This window comes from Novosphingobium sp. GW835-FHT14H07 (assembly GCF_058793515.1).
In genome coordinates, this window is sequence record NZ_JBXAFX010000003.1 from 274,892 (window position 1) to 298,877 (window position 23,986).

The following is a 23,986-nucleotide window of genomic DNA, read 5'->3' on the forward strand; positions in this document are numbered from 1 at the left end:
ATTTCATAAACTTAACATTCGATACCAAAGTCCACCCTTGTCGGCGGCGCCGATTGCTCCCAAAGCGCCGCCGACAGTTCTGTCTTCAAATCGTCATCCGGAAAGTCGCAGCAGATGGACGACACCAAGTTTCTTCGGGCCCGTTCAGTCAGGGTTGGCAGCCTCTTGGCCGCAGCCGCTCTCGCGTCCACCGCGCTTCCGGCCTTTGCCGATGAAGGTCCCGATGGCCAGATCGTCGTCACCGGCGCCGGCCTTGAAAAGACCCCGGGCACGCCCGCCTATTCCATTGTCGAGATCGGCCGCGATGCCATAACCACATCCGCCTCGGGCCGCATCGAGGACGTGCTGACACAGGTCGCCGGGTTCCAGCAGTTCCGCCGGTCAGACAGCCGCTCGTCCAACCCTTCGGCCCAGGGAGTCACGTTGCGGGCGCTGGGTGGCAATGCCACGAGCCGCGCGCTCGTGTTGCTCGACGGCGTCCCCATGGCCGATCCCTTCTTCGGCTACGTCCCGCTCCCGGCGCTCACGCCCGATACGCTGGGCTCGATCCGCGTCACCCGCGGCGGGGGCTCGGGCCCGTTCGGGGCGGGCGCGCTGTCCGGCACGATCGAGCTCGAGAGCGCAGGACCCGATCAGCTTGGCCTCGTCAACGGCCAGCTCCTCGCCAGCCAGCGCGGCGAGACCGAAGCTGCCCTCAGCATCGCCCCGCGCCTCGGCTCGGGCTTTGCTGTCGTCTCGGGCCGTTGGGATCGCGGCAAGGGCTTCTTCACCACGCCGGAATCGCAGCGCGTTCCCGCCACCGTTCGTGCCCGCTACGAGTCCTGGTCCACCCAGGTCCGCGCCGTCGCGCCGCTCACCGATACGGTAGAGCTTCAGGCCCGCGCGCTGGTCTATCGCGATGATCGCCTGCTGCGCTTCAAGGGCGCCACCACCTCCAGCGAAGGCCAGGACGCCAGCCTGCGCCTGGTCGGCCGGGGCGATTGGCAGTTCGATGCCCTCGCCTATGTCCAGGTCCGCAATTTCGACAACATCGTCGTCTCCGCCACCAGCTTCAAACCCACGCTCGACCAGTACGATACGCCCGCGCAAGGGCTTGGCGGCAAGTTCGAGCTGCGCCCGCCGATGGGCGAAAACGATGTGCTGCGCCTTGGCGTCGACTGGCGCCGGGCATCGGGCACGATGAAGGAGAACGCAATCAGCGCCGCCACCGGTGCCATCACCGCACGTCGCCGGGCAGGGGGCAACAACACCGACCTCGGCTTCTATGCCGAGAACGACCTGACGCTGGGCAGCCTTGTCCTCACCGGCGGTCTGCGCGCCGATCGCACCGTGATCGCCGACGGCTATTTCGAAGTGCGCAACACGGCAGGCACTGTCACCAGCCGCACCGATTACGCCACGCAGACCGATTGGACCGTCACCTGGCGCGGCGGCGCGGTGCTGCGCGTCAGTGACATGATTGCTCTGCGCGCCGCGGCCTATACCGGCCTGCGCCAGCCCACGCTCAACGAACTCTACCGGCCCTTTACCGTCTTCCCGGTAACCACGCAGGCCAACGCCGCCCTGCGCAATGAAAAGCAGAAAGGCTTCGAGGCCGGGATCGACCTGACCCCCGCCGAGGGCATCCGCCTGTCTGTTACCGGTTTCGACAACCGGATCGAGAACGCCATCGCCAACGTCACCATCGGCACCAACCTGCGCCAGCGCCGCAACGTCGACGAGATTCGCGCCCGCGGCATCGAAGCCTCCGCTCACGCCGAAGTGGGCATCGTCCGCTTCGACGGCTCGCTGGCATGGACTGACGCCGAAGTGCGCAACGGCCCCTTGTCGAACCTCACCGGCAAGCGCCCGGCACAGACCCCGCGCCTTGCCGCGTCCGCCACGCTTGGGCTTAGCCCTGCCGTAGGCTGGGACATTGCAGCCACCCTGCGCCATGTCGGCCAGCAGTACGAGGACGACCTGCAGATCGACAGCCTCAAGGCCGCAACCACGCTCGACATGTTCGCGCAAGTGCCGCTGCCCCGCGGGATCAGCCTGGTCTTGCGCGCGGAAAACCTGTTCGATACCGAAATCGTCACGCGCAATGCGGGCGGCTCGATTGACCTTGGCAATCCGCGCACACTCTGGGCAGGGGTGAGGGTCAAGATCTGATGATGCGCAAGCTGATCCCGCTGCTGTTTGCCGCCGTTTCCGCACCCGCTCTCGCCCAGACCGATCCGCAGATCGTCGTCAATGCCCCCGGTGGCATGATCGACCTCGATGAGGCCCGTGCGCTGGATCTTGCAGCCATTGATGCCTCGGGTCGCGCCGATCTTGGCCGCGCACTCGAACGCGCCATTCCCGGCCTGACGCTGGGCGAAGCCGCCGGCAATCCGTGGCAGGCAACGCTGAACTGGCGCGGGTTTTCCGCCGGCGCGCTGCAGGGCATGGAGCAGGGCATCGCCGTCTATCTCGATGGCGTGCGCTTCAACCAGCCGTTCGGCGATGTCGTCCTGCTCGATCTCATGCCCGATACGGTGCTTGTCGCGGCGCAGGTCAACGATGCCAATCCGGTGCTGGGGCGCAATGCGCTGGCCGGATCGGTTCTTGTCCAGACCGGCGACGGCGTGACCCTGTCCGGCCTGCGCGGCCAGGGCGATGTCGACAGCGAAGGCATGGCGGGCGGCGCGGTCAGCTATGGCACCGGCACCGCACAAGGCAACCTGCTTGTCGCCTTCGAAGCGCGGCATGACAAAGGCTGGCGCGTGGCCAGTCCGTCGACGCTCTATCGCGGCTTTGCCAAGGGCATCCATCAGGGCGAGGGCTGGGGCATCGAGCTCTCCGCCCTCGGCGCTGCGACCGACCTGACCGGCAACGGCGTCTCGCCCGTCGAGCTGCTCGATGCGAAGTACGATGCGGTGTTCACCCGGCCCGACAGCACGCGCACCCGCTTTGCCCGCGTCGTCGCCGCGCCGTGGCTGTCCATCGGCGAGACCTCCCGCATCGAACTGCGCGCCCACTGGCAATACCTCGATCGTCGCAATGCCAACGGCGATCTTGCCGATTTCGGTGCCTGCGATGCCAACCCGGCGCAACTTTGCGTCGAGGATGATGACGACGGCTACAGCGATCCTCTATTCGCCAATGGCGTTCCCGTTGCCGCCGACGCGGCTGGCGACGATCCCGCGGTGTTCAATCGCGGGAAGGAGCGCACGCAGGCCTATGGCGTCACCCTGCAATGGCAGGACACGGTCGAAACCGACCTCGGCACGCGCCGCATCGCACTGGGCGGCACATGGGAGCACGCCCGCACCCGCTTCGGCGCCCAGACCGACCTTGGCGAGCTGGAAGAAGACCGCTCGGTCGAGGATCTCGGCCTGCCGCTGGTCTCGGCGGAAGGGGCGATCCAGCCGGTGTCGCTGGTATCGAAACTGGACGATTTCGCCCTCTTTGCCAGTCTCGAACTGCCGCTTACCACGGCCCTCTCGGTCGAGGCCGGAGCGCGTTATTCGCACAATCGCGTGGTGATGGAGGACCAGTTGGGCACCGCGCTGAACGGGCGCCACACCTTCGATCGCTTCAATCCTTCGATCGAATTCGACTATGCACTGGCCCCGGGCCTTCACGCCACCGCCGGTTTTTCGCTCACCAGCCGCAATCCCACCCCTGCGGAATTGAGCTGCGCCGATCCGGAAGCGCCTTGCACCCTCGCGAACTTCTTCATCGCCGATCCGCCGCTCAGGCAGGTAACGGCAACCAACTGGCATGGTGGGCTGAGTGCAACCGGCCGAAGGCTGGCGTGGCGCGTCAACCTGTGGCGCTCGGAGACCAGCAACGATATCCGCATGATTGCCTCCAGCGTGCGCGGGCGGGCCTATTTCGCCAATCTCGGCCACACCCGCAGGCAGGGCGTCGAAGCCTCGGCGGAGTGGCGGCACGATGGCTGGTATTCCTCGGCCAGCTTTGCCTTCACCGATGCGCGCTTTCGCGATGCCTTCACCCTTTCAAGCCCGTCGAACCCGGCGGCCGATGACGAGGGCACGATCATGGTCGCGCGCGGTGACCAGTTGCCTGCCGTGCCGCGCCACGCCCTCAACCTGCGCCTTGCGCGCGAGGAGCGGAACTGGTCTGCCGGTGTCACGTTGCGCGCCCGCTCCGGCCAGTATCTTGCTGGCGACGAGGGCAACGACAATGCGCGCACGCCTGCCTATGCCGTGTTCGATCTCGATGGCGCGGTCCGCCTTGCGCCGGGCATCCGCCTTGTCGCGCAGGTCCGCAATGTGCTGAACAAGCGCTATGCCACTTTCGGCACCTTTTCCGAAGTCGATGAAATCGATCTTGCCGAAGCGCCCGGTGCCGAAGACCCCCGCGCCTACGCCCCCGGCGCCCCACGCCGGCTGACGGTATCGCTCAGGGCGGAGTTCTGATCACAACCTCGGCAGCAGTTCCGCTTCCAACCCGGGATAGAAGTGCGAGACGCTGCGCTGCAATTCATACCGCGCGGCCTTGAGCGTTGAAAAGCGCGGCGGAATCGGCAGTTCGCCAGCCTCGCTCATGTCTAGTCCCCGGGCCACCGCATCGCGCAGCGTCGCCTCGACCCAGTCGAGCCAATCGCGGGTCTGCGCAATCGCGGCTCCATTGCGGTCAATCGGCCCGTGCCCCGGCACCAGCAGCTTGTGCGGCAGGGCTTCAAGCACATCCAGCGAAGCGCGCCAGTCTGGCAGCTTGGCATGCGGCGTCGAAGGTGCGCGGTCGTGGAACACGAGGTCTCCGGCGATCAGCGTGCCCGTCGCCTCGTCAAGCAGAGCAAGATCGCCGCCGGAGTGGCCCTTGAGCGCCATCAGACGGAGCTTGCGCCCGCCAAATTCCACTGCGCCTTCAGACACATCGCCCTGCGGGAGGACGATTGCCGTGCCCTTCATCCAGTCGGCCAGCAGGCGGTACATCGCGTCCGAAAAGCCCTCGCCATCGCGCTCCAGTTCGGCCCGCGTCGCGGGCAGGGCGTGGACGATTGCAGGGTCGAACGCCGCTGCGCCCATCGCATGGTCGGGGTGCAGGTGGCTGATATAGACGCGGCCCACCGGCTTGCCGGTCAGCCTTTGCGCCAGCGCTCCCAGCGCAAGGCCGTGTTCACGTGAGACGCCGGGGTCGAACAGCACTGCGCCCGCCTCTGTCGCGATGATCGCGCTGTTGGCAATGGCGCCGCCATTGGCAAAGGCAATGGCCTCGTCGGCGCCGCGCACCATCCACAAACCGTCCGCGATCGGCTCGACCACAGGATTGTATTTGCTCGCAAATTTCTCGGCGAAGGCGGCGGCGGGGCTGAACAGTCCGACCAGCAACAGCGCCCTGCGGTCCAGCCTCACGCACCCACCTTGCCGGGAAACTCCAGGCCAGCGCTGTCGCGTGCCTCGAAGGCAATTGGTCCTGTTGCCTTGACGACCACCGTAAACGCGGGGTCTTCGGCGACGGAGCCGAAAATCTGCATTTCGCCCAAGGACTTGCCACTGGCGTCGCGGACTGTCAGTCGCTCGATGTTATAGGCGGGAATGTTCTCCACCAGCCCGGTGTCCATCGGATGCCGGAAGGTCAGACGCAGGCGGGTTTCTCCAGCCTTTTCAAGCCACTGCGCGCCCCGAACCTCCCCCAGATGATCCGCCCAGTCTCCCTTCACGCGGCTGACCGGCGGCGCGGAGCAGCCGCCGCCTGCGGCATCGATCCAGGATCCGCCGACGTGCCAGATTCCGTCCTGCGTCTGCACCGCCGCGCGCACCGGAGTGCGCTGATCGAGCTTGATGCGCGTGGCGAGGAACGGTTGGGCCCGCGTGGGGGCGTAGTCGACGGCGACGGGGATGGGGTTGAGATCGGCAAAGAGGACGATGCGGCGCACGTTGGGCAAAGCGCGCGCGTCCACCGTCACAGGGAAAACACGTTGATTTTCAGCAATTTCGGGAATGTGGACGGCAACGCGGTCATCGAACACGATAGAGTCCTTGCCGAACAGGCGCGCGGCGTGATGCTCCCACATTGGCGAGTGCAGGGGATCGGCAGGCGCTGCCAGCGCGGGTGCCGAGCCCGGCATCAAGAGGGCAGCAATCGTCATCCTGGCCATCATGCGCATTCTCCCAAAGCACACTATGCGCGCATTGCCAGAGCGATCATATTGGACCTTGGAATAAGGCGTAGGGGGCGGAAAAGGCCATGAAAACAAGGCAAGTAGCGCTTTTCCTGGCGATCTTCGCCGCTTTCCAACTCCCCGGCAACTCTAAGGCGCAAACCACCAACTCTGCCACAACTCCCCCCGAACTGTTCGACGCTGCGGGCTATCGCAAGGCACGCTATCGCGCTCCGGTCGATCGCCCGCCGACACCGGCCGTTGCCATCTCGGCGGAAGAGGCGCTCCACCTGAGGCCGGGCGTCGATGCCCTGTTCATCGATGTGCTTCCGGCAGAGGGTGGCGTGCGCGATCCGCTGTCGGGAAGGTGGACGCTTGCTGCGCAGCATGAGACGATCCCGGGTGCAGCATGGCATCCCGAAACAGGGCGCAGCCATCCCGATCCGGCGCTTTGGCAGGGGCTGCGCACCGCGATTTCTGCCGAGCGGGCGAGGCACCCTTCGCTTCCGGTGGTGGTGTTCTGCCGCAGCGATTGCTGGATGAGCTGGAACGCCGCGCGTCGCCTGGCCAGCGAGGGATTTGCGCAAGTCTACTGGTTCGCCGAGGGCATCGAGGGCTGGAATGACGCCGGGCGGGCGCTGGTCAAGGCAGAGCCGGTGACGATAGCGCCACACTGAGACCCTCCCCGTTTTAGCCCAGCACTATCGGGGAGGATTTTTCGGCGTTACTTCAGCGTCTTGAGGTAGGCGATGAGTTCGGCGCGCTTGGCCTTGTCCTTGATGCCGGGGAAGCTCATGCGGTTGCCGGGGATGAGTTTTGCCGGGTTTTCCAGCCACTTGTCGAGCGTGGCGTCATCGAGCTTGAGGCCGGATTTCTTGACCGCGTCAGAGAACTTGTAGGTGCCCTTGACGCCCATCTTGTGGCCATAGACGCCATAGAGGTTGGGACCGATCTTGTCGGGCGCGCCCTTGGCGTTGCTGTGGCAGACGGCGCAGCGCGCCCAGGTTGAAGGCGGCGCGGCGGGGCCGGCTTGCGCGGCGTTGGCGGTCAGCAGGGCGCCGGCGATCAGCGCTGTGCGGAGGATGGTCATGTCGTCTCTCCCGGATTCGTTTACCCGGAAGGGTGTGACATGACCCCCTTGCCGCCAAAATTGGACTTTAGGATCAAGACTTGGGCGCGCGATCCTTGAGCCAGCCGATCCCGCGCCGCAGCAACTCGTAGAACACCGGCAGGTCCCAGGCGCAGCGGTCGACTGTCGGCCACCAATCAAGCATGGGTTGCAGGTCATAGTGCCCGCGGCAATGGCCGAGCGTGTTGTAGAGCACGCCGCCCTTTCCGTGGTCTTTCAGATACATGACGGCATGCTTGCCGATGGCGTCGGCCGCTTCGACGAAGCCGGTGCCCTCCACGGTGCAGTCGGTTTCCAGCAGCACATGTAGCTTGCCGTGGTACTCCATGTGATAGAGTTCGTCCGTGGTCTCGAACGGCTCGATACCCTGCACCAGCGGGTGATCGGGGTCCGCCACCGTGACCGTATAAGGCGCAATCGGCGGGTGGCTGAGGAACTGGCTGCCAAGCAGGTCCATCATCAGCGGCGCCCAGCGCGGCGCGTCCCACAGGTCCTTGTTGGGGCCTTCGGTGAGGAAGCGCAGGACGGAGTTGGTGCCGTGCAGCGCATACCAGCGCCCGCCCGCCTGCAGCCAATCGCGCAAGGCTTCCTGCGCCTTCAACGAGGGCGTGACGTCGCAAGTGTAGGTGATCAGGATGTCTGCTGCCTTGATCGCCTCGATGTTCTCGTAATCCTCGAACACGCGGGTGCGGATCGCCGGGTCCTCGGCCAGCAGCTTGAGGATCTCCAGCCGGGCGAAGTCCATGTCATGCCAGACGCCGCCGCAGATGAGCACGCAATCGATGCGTGGAGGGTGGGCAACTTCGCTCATGCGTTCAAGTACTTGTCGAGCGTCTGGTGGAACTGACGGATGCGGATTTCCTGATAGTCGCCCAGATTGACCTCGCCGGTCTTCGACGCGTGGAGGCCCTCCTGCACGTAAGGCAGGTTGTCCATGTCCTGTTCGAAGACGTGGCCGAGCACGCCGAGTTCGGGCGCATCGGTCCACTTCTGGTCGTTCGACAGCAACTTCATCGGCACACCGTGCGGCATGGGATCGCCCTTCTTTACGCGAGCGAGGATGCGCACTTCCATGAGGCAGGTGTCGGGCGTCTTTCCGGGACGCCAGCGATAGACGATGTTCGGCATGAAGCCGCCCCACGGCGCGAAATTGGGGAAGACGTTGTAGACGAGGCCGTCGAGCAGTTCGGCGTCGGTGGCGTGATCGTGGTCATAGCCGGTCTGCGCGGTGTAGCCTGCGCGCATGGCGGCACCCAGAGCGGCGCGCGCGGTCATGCCTTCGGGCACGCTGACCGCGAAGGGATCGCCCGAGGCATCGTAGTTGTCGGCCGAGCGGCCATTGTACTTGCAGAACTCGTCAACGATCCACTGCTGCGTCTTGCCCTCGGGATCGACGTGCGGGGACATGATGCCGAACGGAACGTGGTTCACGTTCACGTTGTCGCCATAGGTCCAGTAGGCGGCGTTGGCATCGCCGGTGAAGGGCAGGAGCTGCGGGTGGGTGACGACGGTGTGCCAGGCTTCCATGAAGGCTTCGGCGGTGACCTTCCAGTTGGCCGGGACTTCCTTGGCCACCCAGATCACCGTGGTGCATTCCTCGTGGCGCCAGCGCTTGAAGAACTCAGGGATCGGGGCAAGGTATTCCTCGAGAGTGGGGCCGCCCGGTTCCTCGCGCAGGAAGATGTAGCCGCCCCAGCGGCCCACTTCCGCCTCGGGCAACTGCATCTTTTCTGCCGAAAGATGCTTGAAGTCCCACGAACAGGGCATGCCCGCAAAGCTGCCGTCCTTGTTCCAGGCAAAGCCGTGGAAGGGGCAGGTAAAGGTGTCGGCGGTGCCGTCTTCGGTGCGCAGCTTGCGTCCGCGATGGAGGCAGACGTTGTGCATCGCCTTGACGCTGCCGTCTTCCTGGCGGGAGATTAGCCAGGAGCGCCCGGCGTTTTCGAACACGGTGTAGTCACCCGCTTCGGGGATGTCCTCTTCGCGCGCGGCGAATTGCCAGACGTGGGGCCACATCTTCTCGCGCTCGAGACGGGCGAAGTCTTCAGACGTGTAGCGCTCTGCCGCCAGCGGTTCGGAGCCGCGGTACTGGTAGCTTTCCTCGGTGAGCATCGCCGGAGCGGGGCGCGAATCCTGGGCCAGCAGTTCCTGCCAGCTGATCGCTTCGCAACGGGCTTTTCCGCCGCCCATGTTAGGGTCACTGTCAGCCATTATGATTCCTCACCCAGATTCCGGTATTGGTGCCGGTTTTGCCGCCCATGCGCGCGCGCGTCACCTTGCTGAAAGCATAGGTTGCACGACTGCCGCCTGCGCGTAACCACTGACATCATAAACTGACGCAGATTCTTGCGGGAGAGAGCAATTGTCCAAGAGGCTTGAAGGCAAGGTTGCCCTGATTACCGGTGGCACCACCGGCATCGGCGCGGCCACCGTGGCACGACTGACCGAGGAAGGCGCCAAGGTCTGGTTCACCGGATCGAAGGAAGAGGCGGCCGCCACCCTTTGCGCCGAAACGGGCGCGGTGTTTCGCAAGCTGCGCGTGCAGGACGCCGCTGGCTGGCCGGGCTTGATCGACGAGATCATCGCCGCCGAAGGCCGGATCGACATCGTCTTTGCCAATGCCGGCACCGAAAGCGGCGATGCCAGCATCGAGGATGTTTCGATCGAGGGCTGGGACAATGTCGTCGCCGTCAACCAGACCGGCGTGATGCTGACCGTTCAGAACGCCATCAAGGGCATGAAGCGCAATCCCGAAGGTCCGCGCGGGTCGATCATCATCAATTCCTCGATGAACGCCACGCGCCCATTGGGCAATTACGTGACCTATTCCGTGACCAAGGCCGCTGTCTGCGCGCTTGCCAAGTCTGCCGCAGTGCACTGCGGGCAAAAGGGCTATGCCATCCGCGTCAATGCAATCCTGCCGGGCGTGGTGGAGACGCCTCTGATCCAGCAGATCATGAACAGCCAGCCCGATCCTGCCGCTGCGCGCGCGATGTATGAGGGCATGGCGCCGATGAAGCGCATGGCGCAGTTGAACGAGGTGGCCGGGCTGGTGGCCTACCTTGCCAGCGACGAGGCCGGGTTCATCTCCGGCGCCGAATACGCGATCGACGGCGCGACGACCGCCGGCATGATGGGGGTCTGAGGAACATGGAATTGTCTGCACAGCGCCTGAAGGGGCGCGTTGCCTTCGTATCGGGCGGCCTGCGTGGGATCGGTCTGGCTTGCGCCGAGCGCTTTCTCGCCGAGGGGGCCGAAGTCGTGCTCTCCGACCTCGATGCCGAGGATAGCGATACCGCGCGCGAAGTGATGGGCAGGCTGGGGCAGGCGGCCAGCTACATCAGCGCCAATGTCGCCAAGGAAGAAGACTGGGAGCGCGCGGTTGCCCTCGTGAAAGAGCGCCACGGCAAGTGCCACGTGCTGGTCAACAACGCCGGGATCGACCTGACCGGGCCGGTCGAGAGCCTTTCGATGGAAGGCTGGCGGCGGATCATGTCGATCAACGTCGATGGCGTGTTCCTCGGCACCAAGCATTTCGTCCCGCTGATGGCAGAAAGCGGCAAGGATTTCCGCGGCGGTGCCTCGATCATCAACGTCAGCTCGATCATGGGGCTCGTCGGCATGAACGAGGTTTCGGCCTATAATGCCAGCAAGGGCGCGGTGCGGCTTTTCACCAAGGGCATCGCCATCGAATTTGCGCAGAAGAAGACGCCGATCCGTGCCAATTCGCTGCACCCCGGCTTTGTAGAGACGCCGCTGCTCAAGGCCGGCTTCCAGCGCTGGGTCGATCAGGGCTTTGCCGAAAAGCCCGACGATCTGGTGGCAGGCGTGGTCGGCGCAACGCCGATCGGGCGGCTGGCGCAGCCTTCGGAACTGGCTTCGGCCGCGTTCTTCCTGGCCAGCGAGGATTCAAGCTACATGACCGGCGCGGAGCTGGTGATCGACGGGGGATGGACGGCGCAATGACAATCGCTCTCAACAATGTGGTCGCCGTCGTCACAGGCGCAGCGGGCGGGATCGGGCGTGAGCTGGTCAAGGCGCTGAAGGCCGCGAACGCCACGGTGATCGCCACCGACCTTGCGCCAGACGCGCAGATCGAAGGGGCGGACCACTACCTCAAGCATGATGTCACGAACGAGGCCGACTGGCAGGCCGTCGCGGCGCTGGTGCAGGACAAGTACGGGCGCCTCGATGCGCTGGTGAACAATGCCGGCTATTCGATCGTGACCAAGTTCGAAGAGACTCCGCTGGCCGATTTCCACCGCGTCAACGCGATCAACGTGGATTCGATCATCATCGGTACGCAAGTTCTGCTGCCGCTGCTGAAGGAAGGCGGCAAGGCGCGCACTGGCGGTGCTTCGGTGGTCAACTTCTCCAGCGTTGGCGGCCTGCGCGGGGCGGCGTTCAATGCGGCCTATTGCACCAGCAAGGCGGCGGTGAAGATGCTGAGCAAGTGTCTCGGTGCGGAATTTGCGGCGCTGGGCTACAACATCCGCGTCAACTCGGTGCATCCGGGCGGCGTGGACACCGGCATGCTGAACTCGATCATGGACCGCTATGTCGAGCTGGGCGCGGTGCCCTCGCGCGAGGTGGCGATGCAGGGCATCGTGGCCAACCACCCGATCGGCCGCATGGGTCGGCCTGAGGAAATGGGCGGCGGTGTGGTCTATCTGTGCTCTGACGCGGCGAGCTTTGTCACGTGCGCAGAGTTCGTGATGGACGGCGGGTTCAGCCAGGTCTGATAAACTTTCGTTTAATTCTTTGTCACAAAACAGTAAGAAAAATGAGGGGTTTAGGGAAAAGATTCGTCATACTCTGTGATGAAAATGCATCATCCTGAACTAAAGTTATGGGGCTGCCCGGAAATGACCCTCCGGGCAGTTGACCCTGTTAATCTTTGAGTGGAATTCCCGGCCAAGCGCTCAGACGCGACCGATCAATGGGGATTTCCATGACGAAAATGACACTCCTGCGGGCAGCCATGCTCGTTTCTGCCAGCAGCATCGCCACCCTGGCATTCCCTGCCCTTGCGCAGGATGCGCAGACGGCCGAACCGCAAGTGGCCGAGCAGGGCGCAGAAGCGACCGAAGACAGCGGCACCATTGTCGTGACCGGCAGCCGCATCCAGCAGCGCGCCGACTACAATGCGCCCAACCCGATCGTGTCGGTAACGTCGGAAACCTTGCAGCAGGCCGGCAACGTCCAGATCGTCGAGACGCTGGCCCAGAACCCGGCGCTGCTGAACTCGCTGAGCGGCGCGCGCACCTCGGGCTCCAACGCCGACTTCGGTGCGGTCGGCGTGCAGTTGCTCGACCTGCGCAATCTTGGCGAGAACCGTACGCTGACGCTGGTAAATGGCCGGCGCCACGTCGCCAGCCTTGCCGGCACCGCCGCTGTGGACATCAACTCGATCCCGACCGACCTGATCGAAAGCGTCGACGTCCTGACCGGCGGTGCTTCGGCGATCTATGGTGCGGACGGCGTCTCGGGCGTGGTCAACTTCCGGCTCAAGCGCAATTTCGACGGAGTGGTCGCTTCCGGCCAGATCGGCATCTCGGATCAGGGCGACGCCGGGCAACGCTATGGCTCGGTCACTGCAGGGCGCAACTTCGCAGACGGCCGCGGCAACATTGCGGTGGCCTATGAATTCCGCGAGATCGACCGTGTCAGCAGCTTCCGCCGCGACTTTACCGGTGATCCGCGACGCAGCTTTGGCCTGGTCCGCAATCAGGCGGACCTGCCGGACAATCCGAACTTGCCCGACCGGGTGCCGACCAACGACCTGCGCTACGCCGACAGCTCGGTCGATGGTGCGATCGACCTCGACTTCGACGGGATCCCCGACTTCACGGGTTCCGGCAAGGTCTATGACCGTGGTCGTTTGCTGAGTTCCGCCGGCGGCCTGACGCAAGGCGGCGACAGCACGCCGCTGGCCGGCTACCAGGGCGACTTGCAGGCCTACAACCGGACCCACAACGTCAATCTGCTGGCGCACTATGATTTCAGCGATGCGCTGTCGGTCTATGTCGAAGGCAAGTACGTCAAGAACCGGACCTTCACGCAGAATCAGCCCTCGTTCGATTTCTTCACGTACCTGACGCCGGACAACCCGTTCCTGCAGGATCGCTACGCCGGCATCGCCGACACCAGCGGCGGTGCGCTGCTGTCGCGCGACAACTTCGACCTTGGCGTGCGCGGCGAACGCAACGATCGCGAGACGATCCGCGCCGTCCTCGGCTTCGAAGGCCGCATTTCGGACCATGCACGCTATGACGTGTCCTACGTCTTCGGGCAGACCAAGTCGAACATCCTCCTGACCAACTACCGCATCGCCGATCGCTATTTCGCGGCCGTGGATGCGGTGCGTGATGGAGCGGGCAATATCGTCTGCCGTTCGACCATCGACCCCACTGGCAACATCGATCCCAACAACTACGATGCACCGGCCACGACCTTCACGCCAGGCGCGAACAGCGGATGCCTTCCGCTGAACCTGCTGGGCAACGGCGTGCGCAGCCAGGCCGCACTGGATTGGGTCAACGCCGACATCGTGAACCGGGCGCGCATTCGCCAGAACGTGATCTCGGGATCGATCTCGGGCGATTTCGGCCAGTTCTTCGAACTGCCGGGCGGCCCGGTCGGCTTTGCGCTGGGCGGCGAATACCGCAAGGAGTCGAGCCGTTTCGTGCCCGACGATCTGCTTCAGCAGGGTGCGCTGGCCGACTTTTCGCTGCAGCTGCCCGAGCAAGGCTCGTTCGACGTCAAGGAAGCGTTTGCCGAGCTTTCGGTACCGGTCCTGCGAGAAATGCCTTTTGCGCACAACCTGACGCTGGGTGCGGCGATCCGCCTTTCGGATTATTCCACGGTGGGCAAGACGACCACCTGGAAGATCGACGGTACTTATGCGCCGATCCCCGACGTGACGTTCCGTGGCACGCTGTCTGAGGCAGTGCGCGCTCCGAACATCACCGAACTGTTTGCGCCACGCAACGGTGGCTTCTCGTTCATCAGCGATCCGTGCGATCCGGTGTTCATCACCGAAGGCACGCAGTTCCGCGAGGCAAACTGCCGCGCTGTTCTTACTGCAGCCGGCCTGACGCCCGCGCAGATCGCAGCCTTCAACCCCGAGAACGATCCGACCGCTACGGTCAGCCTCCCCGGCTTCTCCGGTGGCAACCGCAACCTTCGCGAGGAGACGGCGCGGACGTGGACCGCTGGCGTGGTGTTGCGTCCCAGCTTCATCCCCGGCCTCGTCGCCTCGTTCGACTGGTGGGACATCAAGCTGAAGAACGCGGTGAACACGCCGACGGCCCAGGACGTTGCCGAACTTTGCGTCGACCAGCCGAGCCTCGACAACGTGTTCTGCCAGAACGTGGGGCGCGCAACCGGCACCGGCTATATCAACACTTACTTCGTGCAGCCGGTGAACGTGGCGAACTTCCGCACGGCAGGTGCGGACTTCCGCCTGAACTACAGCTTCCGGACGGACAAGCTCGGCTCGTTCAGCCTCAGCCTGATCGGCGGCTATCTCGACCGGCTCGAGTTCATCCCGACCCCGGGCGCGAACGTGGATATCGATCGTGAGGAAACCTACAGCCCCAAGTGGAACGCCACTGGCGACATTACCTGGAAGATGGATGGCGTGACGGTGAACTACGGCATCAGCTGGTTCAGCAAGACGCGTCGCTACGAGCTGGAAACACTGGCCGCCAACCCGGACATTGTCGCGCCCGAGTACTTGTGGATCAAGGAACGCTGGCAGCATGACGTGCAGGTGGCGTTCGACGTGGACGACAAGTTCCGCTTCTACATTGGCGGCAACAACATCTGGAACCAGAAGCCGGACCGCTTCTCCAGCAACTATCCGATCAGCTTCGTCGGCCGCTACCTCTATGCAGGTGCCCGCGTGACCATGTGATCGCCCAAGAGCTCTGATTGCGAAGGCCGGTCCCGCTGGGGCCGGCCTTTTGCGTTGTGGATCGGTTTGCAAGTGCCGCCTTGTTTCAGGGCAGGGTGACGACGCTGTGAGCAAATTTGGACTGGCCAATTCCCGTAGTCTCGGCTTTATGCTGGCGGCGCCATCGTGCCGCTGGCTCTGCCGAAGCCTCTGATTGTCATGCAGAATGTCCAAATGTCCGACCCAAATGACCGGCCCAAGTGTCGAACAGAGCAAAAAGTGCTTTGTGGTCAGGCCAAATTTTGCGTAAGTCATGAAGATTGGACGGTGAACCTTCGCCGGATTGGATCGACAGGCGCTTCGCTTCAGCTTCGATCAAGTTCCGAAGGGGCTGCCGGTCAGCAACGCAATAAGCAGAAGCTTAGCTGGAGAGGTTGAATGGGGTCATTTCGAGCAGGTCGTGCGAGCGCAATCATTGCCGCTCCCGTCGCTTGCCTGATCATCGCCGGCACGTTGCCTGCCTTCGCGCAATCTCGGCGGGACGTGATGGTTCTGGATGCTGGCTGGCGGTTCTCGGCAGAAGACGTGGCGGAGGCGAGCGCCCCGGATTTTGCCGATGCGACGTGGACGCAGGTTTCGGTTCCGCATACCTGGAACCGGGTTGGTTATTACAAGCATGACCTTGGCGGCACGAACACGGCCGCGACAGTGGACAAGCGGCAGGGCATCGGTTGGTATCGCCTGCATTTTGCGACGCCGACGGGCGCCAGGGGCAAGCGCCATTGGCTGGAGTTCGATGCGGCGAGCCGCGTGGCCAAGGTCTGGCTCAACGGGGTTTACCTTGGCGAACATCGCGGCGGGTTCTCGCGCTTCAGGTTCGATGCCACGGCGGCGATGAAGGCTTCTGGAGAGAACGTGCTTGTCGTCCGGGTGGACAATGCACAGCCCAAGGCCGGTGGCTCCACCGCCGACGTCCTGCCGCTTTCGGGCGACTTCTTCGTGCACGGCGGGCTCTACCGGCCGGTGCGGCTGGTGACGACCGCACCGTTGCATATCGATCTCGCCGATGCTGGTGGGCCGGGCGTGCGCGCGACTACGGTAAAGGCCGACAAGGATCAGGCGCAGGTCGACCTGGTGGTGCGGGTGCAGAACGATACGGCCAAGGCTTCCAAGGCCAGCGTCAGGGTGCGGCTGATCGACCGAGACGGTGCCGAAGCGGCCAGCGCGACTGTTCCGGCGACGCTTGCGCCGGGCAAGGTCGGCGAGGTTGCCGCTAGGCTGACAGTGGCGGGTCCGCACCTGTGGCACGGCACTGCCGATCCCTATCTCTACGATCTGGTCACGCAGGTGGTTGCCGCCGATGGCACAGTGTCGGACGAAGTGCGCCAGCCTTATGGCTTGCGCACGATGGCGTTCGATCCAGATCGCGGCTTCATCCTGAACGGCCATCCCTATCGCCTGCGCGGCGCAGGCTATCATCAGGACCGTGACGGCAAGGGCTGGGCGATTTCGCGCGAGGATGTGGCCGACGATATTGCCACCTTGCGCGAGATGGGCGCGAACACGATCCGCCTGACCCACTACCAGCACGGGCAGGACGTGCACGATCTGGCCGACCGCGCCGGAATGGTGGTGTGGGACGAGATCCCGCTGGTTTCGGTGTGGACGCTGGGCGGCAGCAAGGTGCCCGATCCGGCGCTGGTCGCCAATGCCAAATCGCAGCTGACCGAATTGGTGCGCCAGAACCAGAACCATGCCGCTTCGGCCATCTGGAGCATCGCCAACGAGGTGGACTTCGGCAATTCGATCCCGTCTTTCATGTTTGGCGGGGCTGATGGCCGGGAGGTCGATCCCATGCCGCTGCTGAACGAGTTGCAGAAGACGGCCAAGGCGCTCGATCCTTCGCGGCCGACAGCGCTGGCGACGTGCTGCGAGGCGCGGGCATTCGGCAATGATATCGAGATCCCCACGACAGCCGCGGCAGCGGACCTTGGCGGGGCCAACCGCTATTTCGGGTGGTACTTCGGCAAGCCCGGCGACCTCGGGCCGCATCTCGATGGACTGCGCGCCAAGCGGCCGCAGCAGCCGCTGGCCGTGACCGAATACGGCGCCGGCGGCGCGCTGACCATGCACACAGACAATGTGCTGGGCGGGCCGGCCGATTCACGCGGCGCGGCGCAGCCGGAGGAATACGAGAGCCATATTCACGAAACCGCGCTGGCGCAGCTGGATGCGCGGCCCTGGCTCTATGCCACGTGGCTGTGGAACTCGTTCGACTTTGCCACGACGGTGCGGACCGAGGGCGATGCGCAGGACATCAATACCAAGGGCCTGATCGCCTACGACCACAAGACCCGCAAGGACGCCTTCTGGTTCTACAAGGCGAACTGGAACCCCGAGCCGATGGTCCACATCACCTCGAAGCGCTATGTCGACCGCGCCTATCCGGTGACGGACGTGAAGGTCTACAGCAACACCGCGAGCACCGAGCTGCTGCTCAATGGACGCTCGGTGGGGGTGAAGAGCGATTGCCCGCAGAAGGCCTGCGTGTGGAGCGGCGTTCGCCTGGACGAGGGCAGCAATGCGCTGGTGGCGCGGGGCGTCCACGCCGGCGGCACGGTCGAGGACAGCGCACGCTGGATGCTGGCGCCGGAGACTGCGCGGCGCTTCGTGATCGATGCCGGGACGCTTCTGGCAGCGAAGAGCGAAGGGCGCGTGCTGGGTTCGGACAACTGGTTCGAGGGCGGGCAGGCGGGTTCGCTCGACAAGCCGGCCGACTTTGGCAAGCCCGCGGTGCCCACCGCGATTGCCGGAACGACCGACCGGGCCGCGCTGGCGACTTATCGCAGCGGCACCTTCTCCTACCGCGTGCCGGTGGCTGACGGGCGCTACAAGGTGACGCTGTGGTTTGCCACTGCGCCAACGCAGAAGCCGGGCACGTTCGAGGTGAAGAGCGGCAAGAAGACGCTGTTGCGCAAGTTCCAGCCAGCCATTCCGGCGAGCGGGGCGGTGGCTGAAGCGCGGACCTTCACGGTCAAGGCAAAGGGCGGCCTCGCGCTCGACTTCATCAGCGGCACCACCGATGCGCGGGTCTCGATGATCGAGATCGAGCGGCTGCGCTGACCTCAAGGCAACGGACAGAAGCTATGCTCAGGAAACTTCCGCTGCGCTGGTGGATCATCGCGCTGATCACGCTCGGCACGATATTGAACTATCTGGCGCGCTCGACGCTGTCGGTGGCGGCGCCGACGCTCAAGACCGAGTTTGCGATGACGACCGAGCAGTACAGCTGGGTCGTGCTCGCGTTCCAGGCGAGCTACACGGTGATGCAGACGGTTGCGGGCGCGGTGCTGGATGCGCTCGGCACGCGGCTGGGGTTTTTCCTCTTCGCCGTGGGCTGGGCGCTGAGCAACATGGCCCACGCGCTTTCGACCGGGTGGATGAGCCTTGCCTTCTTTCGCTCGCTGCTGGGCGCAAGCGAGGCAGCGGCAATCCCGGCGGGCACCAAGACCGTGGCGCAATGGTTTCCGGCGAAGGAGCGGCCGCTGGCCACCAGCCTGTTCCAGATGGGCACCAGCGTTGGCAACATGATCGCGCCGCCGCTGGTGGCGTTCTGCATCCTTGCCTGGAACTGGCAGGCGGCGTTCCTGGTAACCGGTGCGCTGAGCCTTGTCTGGGCGGGGATGTGGTGGATCGGCTATCGCGATCCCGCCGTGCACCCGCGCCTTTCGCAGGCGGAACGTGACGCGATTGCCGCGATGAACCAGCCCGACGCGACCAAGCCGGCAACCAAGGGGCAGGTGCTGCGCAGCCGCTCGTTCTGGGCGATTGCCGTGCCGCGCTTCCTGGCCGAACCGGCGTGGCAGACCTTCAACTTCTTCATCCCGCTCTACCTCGTGGCGGTGTGGAAGCTGGATCTCAAATCCATCGCGCTGTGGGCTTGGCTGCCGTTCCTGGCGGCAGACTTCGGCAGTCTGGCTGCGGGGCTGCTGCCGCCGTGGCTGATGAAGCGCGGTTCTTCCATGCTGTCATCGCGCAAGATCACGATGACGACGGGGGCGCTTTGCATGGTCGGGCCTGCCTGTATCGGGCTTGCCACCTCGCCCGAGATGGCCATTGCCCTGTTCTGCATCGGCGGGTTTGCGCACCAGCTACTCAACGGCGCGCTGATCACGCTGTGCGCCGACGTGTTCGACAGCCGCACCGTGGGTACGGCCAGCGGCATGGCCGGGACTTCGGCATGGGTCGGCGGCATGCTGTTCACGCTGTTGATCGGCCAGAGCGCCGACGTGTTCGGTTACAACCCGCTGTTCGTGGCGCTGGCAGGGCTTGATCTGCTGGCGGCGGTGGTGCTGTGGGTGCTCCTCAGGGAGCGCAAGATTGGCCGCGCCTGAGCCAGACGCGGCCGATCACCATTCACGCCGGCCGAAGGTGCGCGAGGGATCGTAAGTGCCGGAAAGCTTGGCGACCGTAGCGCCGGCAGCACGGCTGAGGTACTGATCGCGCTCTGCTGCCACCGGCCGCAGTCTGTCCAGCAAGGGCAGTGCAACCTGCCCGAGTTCCTCGATGGCGTTGAGGCTTTGCAGCCGGGGTGGAAATGGCAGGGCCGTGTCGGACGCGATCTGCCCCAGCACGGCCAGTGCCTCGTCCACCTTTCCCAAACGGCAGCGTGCCTCCGCGGCGACGACGCGTACGGCAGGCCAGTTGTCCCGCGTGGCGGCGGAGCGCAAGGCTTCGATGTGTGGGGCTGCGGCATCGCCGACGATCAGGAGGCCGGTCGCCGCCCAGTATCTGATGACCCCGTTCGGGTTTTGCAGTTGCCGGGCAAAGAGGCCCGCCTTTTTGCGATCCCCGCGTGCAGCCGACTGCGCGAGCTGCATGATGCTCTTCAGCGGATAGGTCGCATTGTCCCGCGTCTGGTCGAACCCTTCTGCCGGCGTGCCTTCGGGAATGAAGCCATTGTCCCGGTTTTCCAGCATGTGCCGATCCAGCACCCGGCGCAGGCGATGCAGCAACGGTGCATGGGCGCTGTTTGCGGCGAGGTTGTTGATCTGGTCCGGATCAGCCGAAAGGTCGTAGAGTTCCTCATAGGCCTTGGGCCTGAAGAACTTGTCCTGCACTTCGTTCAACCGGCCAGCCAGATGCTCGCGCTCGAGTGACTGGTAACCCTTGGTGATCCATTCGAAATCCACGCGCATTCCCAGCATGCGATGGGGCATGTAGTTGCGGATATAGCGATGCCTGCCATCAGTGACGGTGCGGACGAAATCGTAGCGCTCGTCCATGCGGTTGCGCATCCCGAAGGCGTAGCGCGGCAGGTCCTTTGCAAACCGGCCCATCAAGGCGCGGCCCTGCATGGTCACAGGTGGTTCGACTCCGGCCAGCGACAGCACGGTGGGCGGCAGATCGAGCAGGCTGACCGGTGCCTTGACGGACGTGCCGGGCGCGAATGGCGAAAGATGACGCCAACGCGGCGGGACGTAGGCAATAAGCGGAACCCGCAGTCCCTCCTCGTAGCAATAGCGCTTGGTTCGAGGCAACGACCCGCCGTTGTCGCTATAGTAGAAGACGATCGTGTTTTCGGCGAGGCCGTCGCGGGCGAGATCTTCCAGTCGGGCGCCCATTTCGGCGTCCATCATCGTGATCAGGCGATAATAGTTGGCAAAATCGCCCTGGATTTCAGGCGTATCGGGCAAGTACTGCGGGATCTTGAACGGACCGTAGCGATCGGCGCCCGGCTGGCGCTGGAACTGCCGCGATTCATGCGTCGTCATTGAATTGAACACGGCGAGAAAGGGCCTGCCTTCCGGCCGGTTGCGCCAATGCGCCCGCGTGCTGCTATCGTCCCAGATCGCGGCGGGATCGACGTCGCAATTATAGTCGGTCTTTTCGTTGTTGGTGCAATAATACCCGGCGCGCCGCATCAGGTCGGGGTAGGTGGGCAGGATGGCCGGCAGATGGGCATTGGCGCGCATGTGCTGTGCCGGCGCACATGCGGATGCATAGATGCCGGTCAGGAGCGTGAACCGGGACGGCGCGCAAACCGGAAAATTGGAGTAGGCGCGTTCGAACAGAATGCCCTTCTGTGCCAGCGCGTCGAGGTTCGGCGTCTGCGCCAGACGATCACCATAGCAGCCGAGGAACGGGTTGTTGTCCTCGCTGACGAGCCAGAGGATATTGGGGCGCTCGCCTTGTTCAGCCGCAGCCGGAGATACTGCAGCGGCGATCGCCGCGCCCAATGTGCCTTTGAGAATATCGCGCCGGTTGCGATGCATCGCTCGTTCCAATCAGGTGTGTATATGGCACGGTCAGCGCGGCGGGATCGCGCCCGGGCGCATGATTGTCCAACCAGCAAGGTCGTGCCCCGCTTTCGCAGCCTGTGCAACCGGTTCGCCACGAAGGCGCGCGCCAAGGTAGCCTGCGTTGAAGGCATCGCCCGCGCCGCTGGTATCAACGGGCTTCAGGACTTCGGCAGGAGCGAGGATCTGGCCATCGGGTAGGCGGCAGCCTTGGGCGCCGAGCTTGACGATGGTTTCGCTGCAGCCGAGGCCCTGCCAGTGGGCGGCGACGGTAGCGGCATCTGCCTCGCCCGAGAGCATGGTTTCATCCTCGAGCGTGGGCAGGCCGATGCTGGCGACGGCGATGGCGGCATCGCGCGCGGCTTGGGCAGTTTGCCGGTCGGGCCAGAGGCGCGGGCGGTAGTTGCCGTCGAAGGCGATGAGGCCGCCCTTGGCGCGGACCTTGCGGGCGAGGGCAAGCAGGGCCTCCCTGCCGTTTTCGGGCAGGATGGCCAGCGATATCAGCGAGAAGGCAAGCAGGTCAGCCGCTTCGGCATGGGCCAGGGCGGCCTCGATGCCGTTGCAATCGAACAAAGCGCGCGCCGCGCTTTCGCCGCGCCAATAGGTGAAGCTGCGCTCGCCCGCATCGTCGCAGGTGATCGCGTAGAGGCCGGGATTGCGCGCAGGGTGAGCGAGGACAAGGCTGGTGTCCAAACCTTCGGCCGCCCACTGCGCCTTGATATCCGCGCTGAACGGATCGGGGCCGAGTGCGGTCAGATAGGCGGTCTCCACCCCGCTGCGGGCGAGGTGGATCGCGGTGTTGAGCGTATCGCCGCCATAGGCGAGGCGCCAGAGGCTACCGTCCTGCGACAGCTCCAGCATCGCCTCGCCGACAAGGACTGCGCGCATCAGCGGCAGGCCGGGTTGGCGGCGCCGGGCATGGCGTAGAAGGCGATGGACTGGCCGGGCAGGGTGACCTTGCCGTTGACCGCCGTGCCTTCAAGGCCGGTCAGCTTGTAGTCCGCAGACAGGGCAGGGGCCTTGCCGTTGACCAGCACCGCGCGCGTGTCGAGCGGCTGCCCGGTCATCGTCCAGCCCATGCCCTTGCCGCCGAGGTTGACGCGCTGCGCGGCCTCGCCAGTATTGAGCGCCATGACAGTCACGCCACCGGGCTGGCCGGGCATGCAGTGGGCATAGAGCCGCAATGCGGGCGAGGGCGATGCCGGCGAGGCGAGCACGGTGCTGCCCATCGTGCGCTTCCACAGCACGGCGGCCCAGTAGTTGGGACGGGGCGTCAGGGTATCGCGGTCGATCAGGGCATAGTCGCTGGCGGCGAGCGTATTGTGCATGACGACCTGCAACCCTTGCTGCGCCAGCGCGGCGTTCTGGTTGAGGTAGCGGAAGGTGTCGAGGAAGGTCGAGGCCCAGGGAGAGCCACCACAGGCGGCCTGCGCGGTTTCGGTGTTCCACATCGGCTTGCCGGGCTCGAACCGGTCGCGCAGCGCGGCGTAATAGCGGTAGTCGCGCACGGTCATGTCGAGCCACTTGGCAGTGAGCGCGTCGGCCTTCTGTGCAGTGCCGATGCCAAGGCCCGCACAGCGCTGCGAGACGCTGCCGTAGAAGTGGTAGGAGACCCCGTCCACGCTGTTCGGGTTGGCCTGCATCATGTCTTCGCTGCTGACGTGGGTGCCCATTTCCGCGGGCACGGGCACGTCCTTGAGCAGACCAGCCTCACCAACACCGCCGGCGCCCAGAATCTTCATCTCGGGCACGGCCTTGCGCGCCCAATCGCGGAACAGGCGGAATTCGGCGCCGTAGTTGGCAGCGGTGTAGCCCTTGGGCATCTGCGGCGCGGCGCTGGGCATGTTGGCTTCGTTGAAGAACTCGGCGGCGTAGAGCGAGCCGCCCGCCTCGCGGGTAAGATCAACCAGGCGCTGCGCTTGCGCTGGCGTCCACACGCCATTGGCATCGCGCGTGCCGTTGCTGACGGCGAAGCTGGTGACGATGGGCGCATCGACGGCCTTGGAGAAGGCGACCACGTTCTTCCACTGGTCGCGAGTGAGCACCTGTACGAAGCCTGCGGGCGGGGCGGAGAGATGTTCGCCTTCGGCTTCAAGGTAGGTGTTATTGGCCCAGGTGCCGCTGACCCGCACGAGGCTGGGGCCGAGTGCCTTGGCCAGCGCGACGAGCTTGGGATCGGTCAGGTCGATCGGCGGGCGCTGGCGATAGCGTTCGTCCGCCGGGCCGCCATAGGGCGCCCAGAAGCGGCCGCCGGTCACTTCGACCATCTCGATGTTGTAGGACTGATAGCGATCGCTGACGGTACCGACCTTCGCAAGCCTGGCAAGCTGGAGCGAGGGGGCGGGAACGGACGTCGCGCCGGTCAAGGCAACCATGGCGGTCGCCGCAAGAAATGCCTTCTTCATGATATCCTCACTGTTGTCGTTGTTGTCCTACCAGTTCCACATTGTTCCGTCCTCGAGCCGTGCGACGGGGAGGTATGCTGGTTTGTATGGGTATTTGGCGGCGAGTTTCTCGTCGATGTCGACGCCGTGTCCGGGGGTATCGCCGATGAAGAGTTCGCCCTTTTC

At 64.7% G+C, this 23,986-nt stretch carries 17 protein-coding genes and 1 pseudogene; 9 read left to right on the forward strand and 9 right to left on the reverse strand.

Annotated elements, in window-relative coordinates:
• Positions 1-114 precede the first annotated feature (114 nt).
• Both AC1Q5P_RS04870 and AC1Q5P_RS04875 read left to right on the forward strand, forming a co-directional pair.
• A complete protein-coding gene (locus AC1Q5P_RS04870; protein WP_492518289.1) occupies positions 115-2,151 on the forward strand; it encodes a TonB-dependent receptor in 2,037 nt (678 codons plus the stop codon).
• 2 nt (positions 2,152-2,153) lie between these two features.
• Positions 2,154-4,406 (forward strand): TonB-dependent receptor, encoded by a 2,253-nt coding sequence (locus AC1Q5P_RS04875; RefSeq protein ID WP_492518290.1) that lies wholly within the window; start codon positions 2,154-2,156, stop codon positions 4,404-4,406.
• On the opposite strand, the gene AC1Q5P_RS04880 is transcribed toward AC1Q5P_RS04875, so the two are convergent.
• The gene (locus tag AC1Q5P_RS04880) at positions 4,407-5,345 is read right to left on the reverse strand and encodes a quinoprotein relay system zinc metallohydrolase 1 (protein WP_492518291.1); all 939 of its coding nucleotides are present in this window, start codon (positions 5,343-5,345) and stop codon (positions 4,407-4,409) included.
• A complete protein-coding gene (locus AC1Q5P_RS04885) occupies positions 5,342-6,094 on the reverse strand; it encodes a quinoprotein dehydrogenase-associated SoxYZ-like carrier (RefSeq protein WP_492518292.1) in 753 nt (250 codons plus the stop codon). Before AC1Q5P_RS04885 ends, AC1Q5P_RS04880 begins: the two co-directional genes overlap by 4 nt.
• An 86-nt stretch (positions 6,095-6,180) precedes the next feature.
• Between AC1Q5P_RS04885 and AC1Q5P_RS04890 the strand changes: the two genes are divergently transcribed.
• The gene (locus AC1Q5P_RS04890; protein WP_492518293.1) at positions 6,181-6,771 is read left to right on the forward strand and encodes a rhodanese-like domain-containing protein; all 591 of its coding nucleotides are present in this window, start codon (positions 6,181-6,183) and stop codon (positions 6,769-6,771) included.
• A 47-nt stretch (positions 6,772-6,818) separates the two neighbouring features.
• Here the strand turns inward: AC1Q5P_RS04890 and AC1Q5P_RS04895 are convergent, their stop codons facing one another.
• From AC1Q5P_RS04895 to AC1Q5P_RS04905, 3 genes are all read right to left on the reverse strand, one after another.
• A complete protein-coding gene (locus AC1Q5P_RS04895) occupies positions 6,819-7,184 on the reverse strand; it encodes a c-type cytochrome (protein WP_492518294.1) in 366 nt (121 codons plus the stop codon).
• A gap of 73 nt (positions 7,185-7,257) precedes the next feature.
• Positions 7,258-8,034: a ThuA domain-containing protein gene (locus AC1Q5P_RS04900; RefSeq protein ID WP_039335621.1), complete on the reverse strand. Its 777-nt coding sequence runs from the start codon at positions 8,032-8,034 to the stop codon at positions 7,258-7,260.
• Positions 8,031-9,431: an aromatic ring-hydroxylating oxygenase subunit alpha gene (locus AC1Q5P_RS04905; RefSeq protein ID WP_492518295.1), complete on the reverse strand. Its 1,401-nt coding sequence runs from the start codon at positions 9,429-9,431 to the stop codon at positions 8,031-8,033. Before AC1Q5P_RS04905 ends, AC1Q5P_RS04900 begins: the two co-directional genes overlap by 4 nt.
• Positions 9,432-9,582: 151 nt before the next feature.
• Between AC1Q5P_RS04905 and AC1Q5P_RS04910 the strand changes: the two genes are divergently transcribed.
• The 6 genes from AC1Q5P_RS04910 (at position 9,583) to AC1Q5P_RS04935 (ending at position 19,511) form a co-directional block, all read left to right on the forward strand.
• Positions 9,583-10,365: an SDR family NAD(P)-dependent oxidoreductase gene (locus AC1Q5P_RS04910; RefSeq protein WP_039335617.1), complete on the forward strand. Its 783-nt coding sequence runs from the start codon at positions 9,583-9,585 to the stop codon at positions 10,363-10,365.
• Positions 10,366-10,370: 5 nt separating this feature from the next.
• Entirely contained in the window at positions 10,371-11,186 is an 816-nt protein-coding gene (locus AC1Q5P_RS04915; RefSeq protein ID WP_492478435.1) for an SDR family NAD(P)-dependent oxidoreductase, read from the forward strand.
• On the forward strand, positions 11,183-11,962 hold the full coding sequence (locus AC1Q5P_RS04920) for an SDR family NAD(P)-dependent oxidoreductase (RefSeq protein WP_039335785.1): 780 nt from the start codon (positions 11,183-11,185) through the stop codon (positions 11,960-11,962). The genes AC1Q5P_RS04915 and AC1Q5P_RS04920 overlap by 4 nt, the downstream gene beginning before the upstream one ends.
• 209 nt (positions 11,963-12,171) lie before the next feature.
• On the forward strand, positions 12,172-15,138 hold the full coding sequence (locus AC1Q5P_RS04925; protein ID WP_230487893.1) for a TonB-dependent receptor domain-containing protein: 2,967 nt from the start codon (positions 12,172-12,174) through the stop codon (positions 15,136-15,138).
• 417 nt (positions 15,139-15,555) lie between these two features.
• The gene (locus AC1Q5P_RS04930; protein WP_492518296.1) at positions 15,556-18,240 is read left to right on the forward strand and encodes a glycoside hydrolase family 2 TIM barrel-domain containing protein; all 2,685 of its coding nucleotides are present in this window, start codon (positions 15,556-15,558) and stop codon (positions 18,238-18,240) included.
• 23 nt (positions 18,241-18,263) lie between these two features.
• Positions 18,264-19,511 carry an MFS transporter gene (locus AC1Q5P_RS04935; RefSeq protein ID WP_492518297.1) on the forward strand — a complete coding sequence of 416 codons (1,248 nt, stop codon included), beginning with the start codon at positions 18,264-18,266 and terminating at the stop codon, positions 19,509-19,511.
• A 15-nt stretch (positions 19,512-19,526) separates the two neighbouring features.
• Here the strand turns inward: AC1Q5P_RS04935 and AC1Q5P_RS04940 are convergent, their stop codons facing one another.
• The 4 genes and pseudogenes from AC1Q5P_RS04940 to AC1Q5P_RS04955 form a co-directional block, all read right to left on the reverse strand.
• Positions 19,527-21,392, reverse strand: coding sequence for a sulfatase-like hydrolase/transferase (locus tag AC1Q5P_RS04940; RefSeq protein ID WP_492518298.1), 1,866 nt, complete (start codon positions 21,390-21,392; stop codon positions 19,527-19,529).
• A 33-nt stretch (positions 21,393-21,425) separates the two neighbouring features.
• Positions 21,426-22,304 carry a sugar kinase gene (locus AC1Q5P_RS04945; RefSeq protein WP_492518299.1) on the reverse strand — a complete coding sequence of 293 codons (879 nt, stop codon included), beginning with the start codon at positions 22,302-22,304 and terminating at the stop codon, positions 21,426-21,428.
• Positions 22,304-23,821: a hypothetical protein gene (locus AC1Q5P_RS04950; RefSeq protein ID WP_039335608.1), complete on the reverse strand. Its 1,518-nt coding sequence runs from the start codon at positions 23,819-23,821 to the stop codon at positions 22,304-22,306. The genes AC1Q5P_RS04945 and AC1Q5P_RS04950 overlap by 1 nt, the downstream gene beginning before the upstream one ends.
• A 27-nt stretch (positions 23,822-23,848) precedes the next feature.
• Positions 23,849-23,986 (reverse strand): annotated as a pseudogene (locus AC1Q5P_RS04955) (bifunctional D-altronate/D-mannonate dehydratase); the annotation flags it as partial.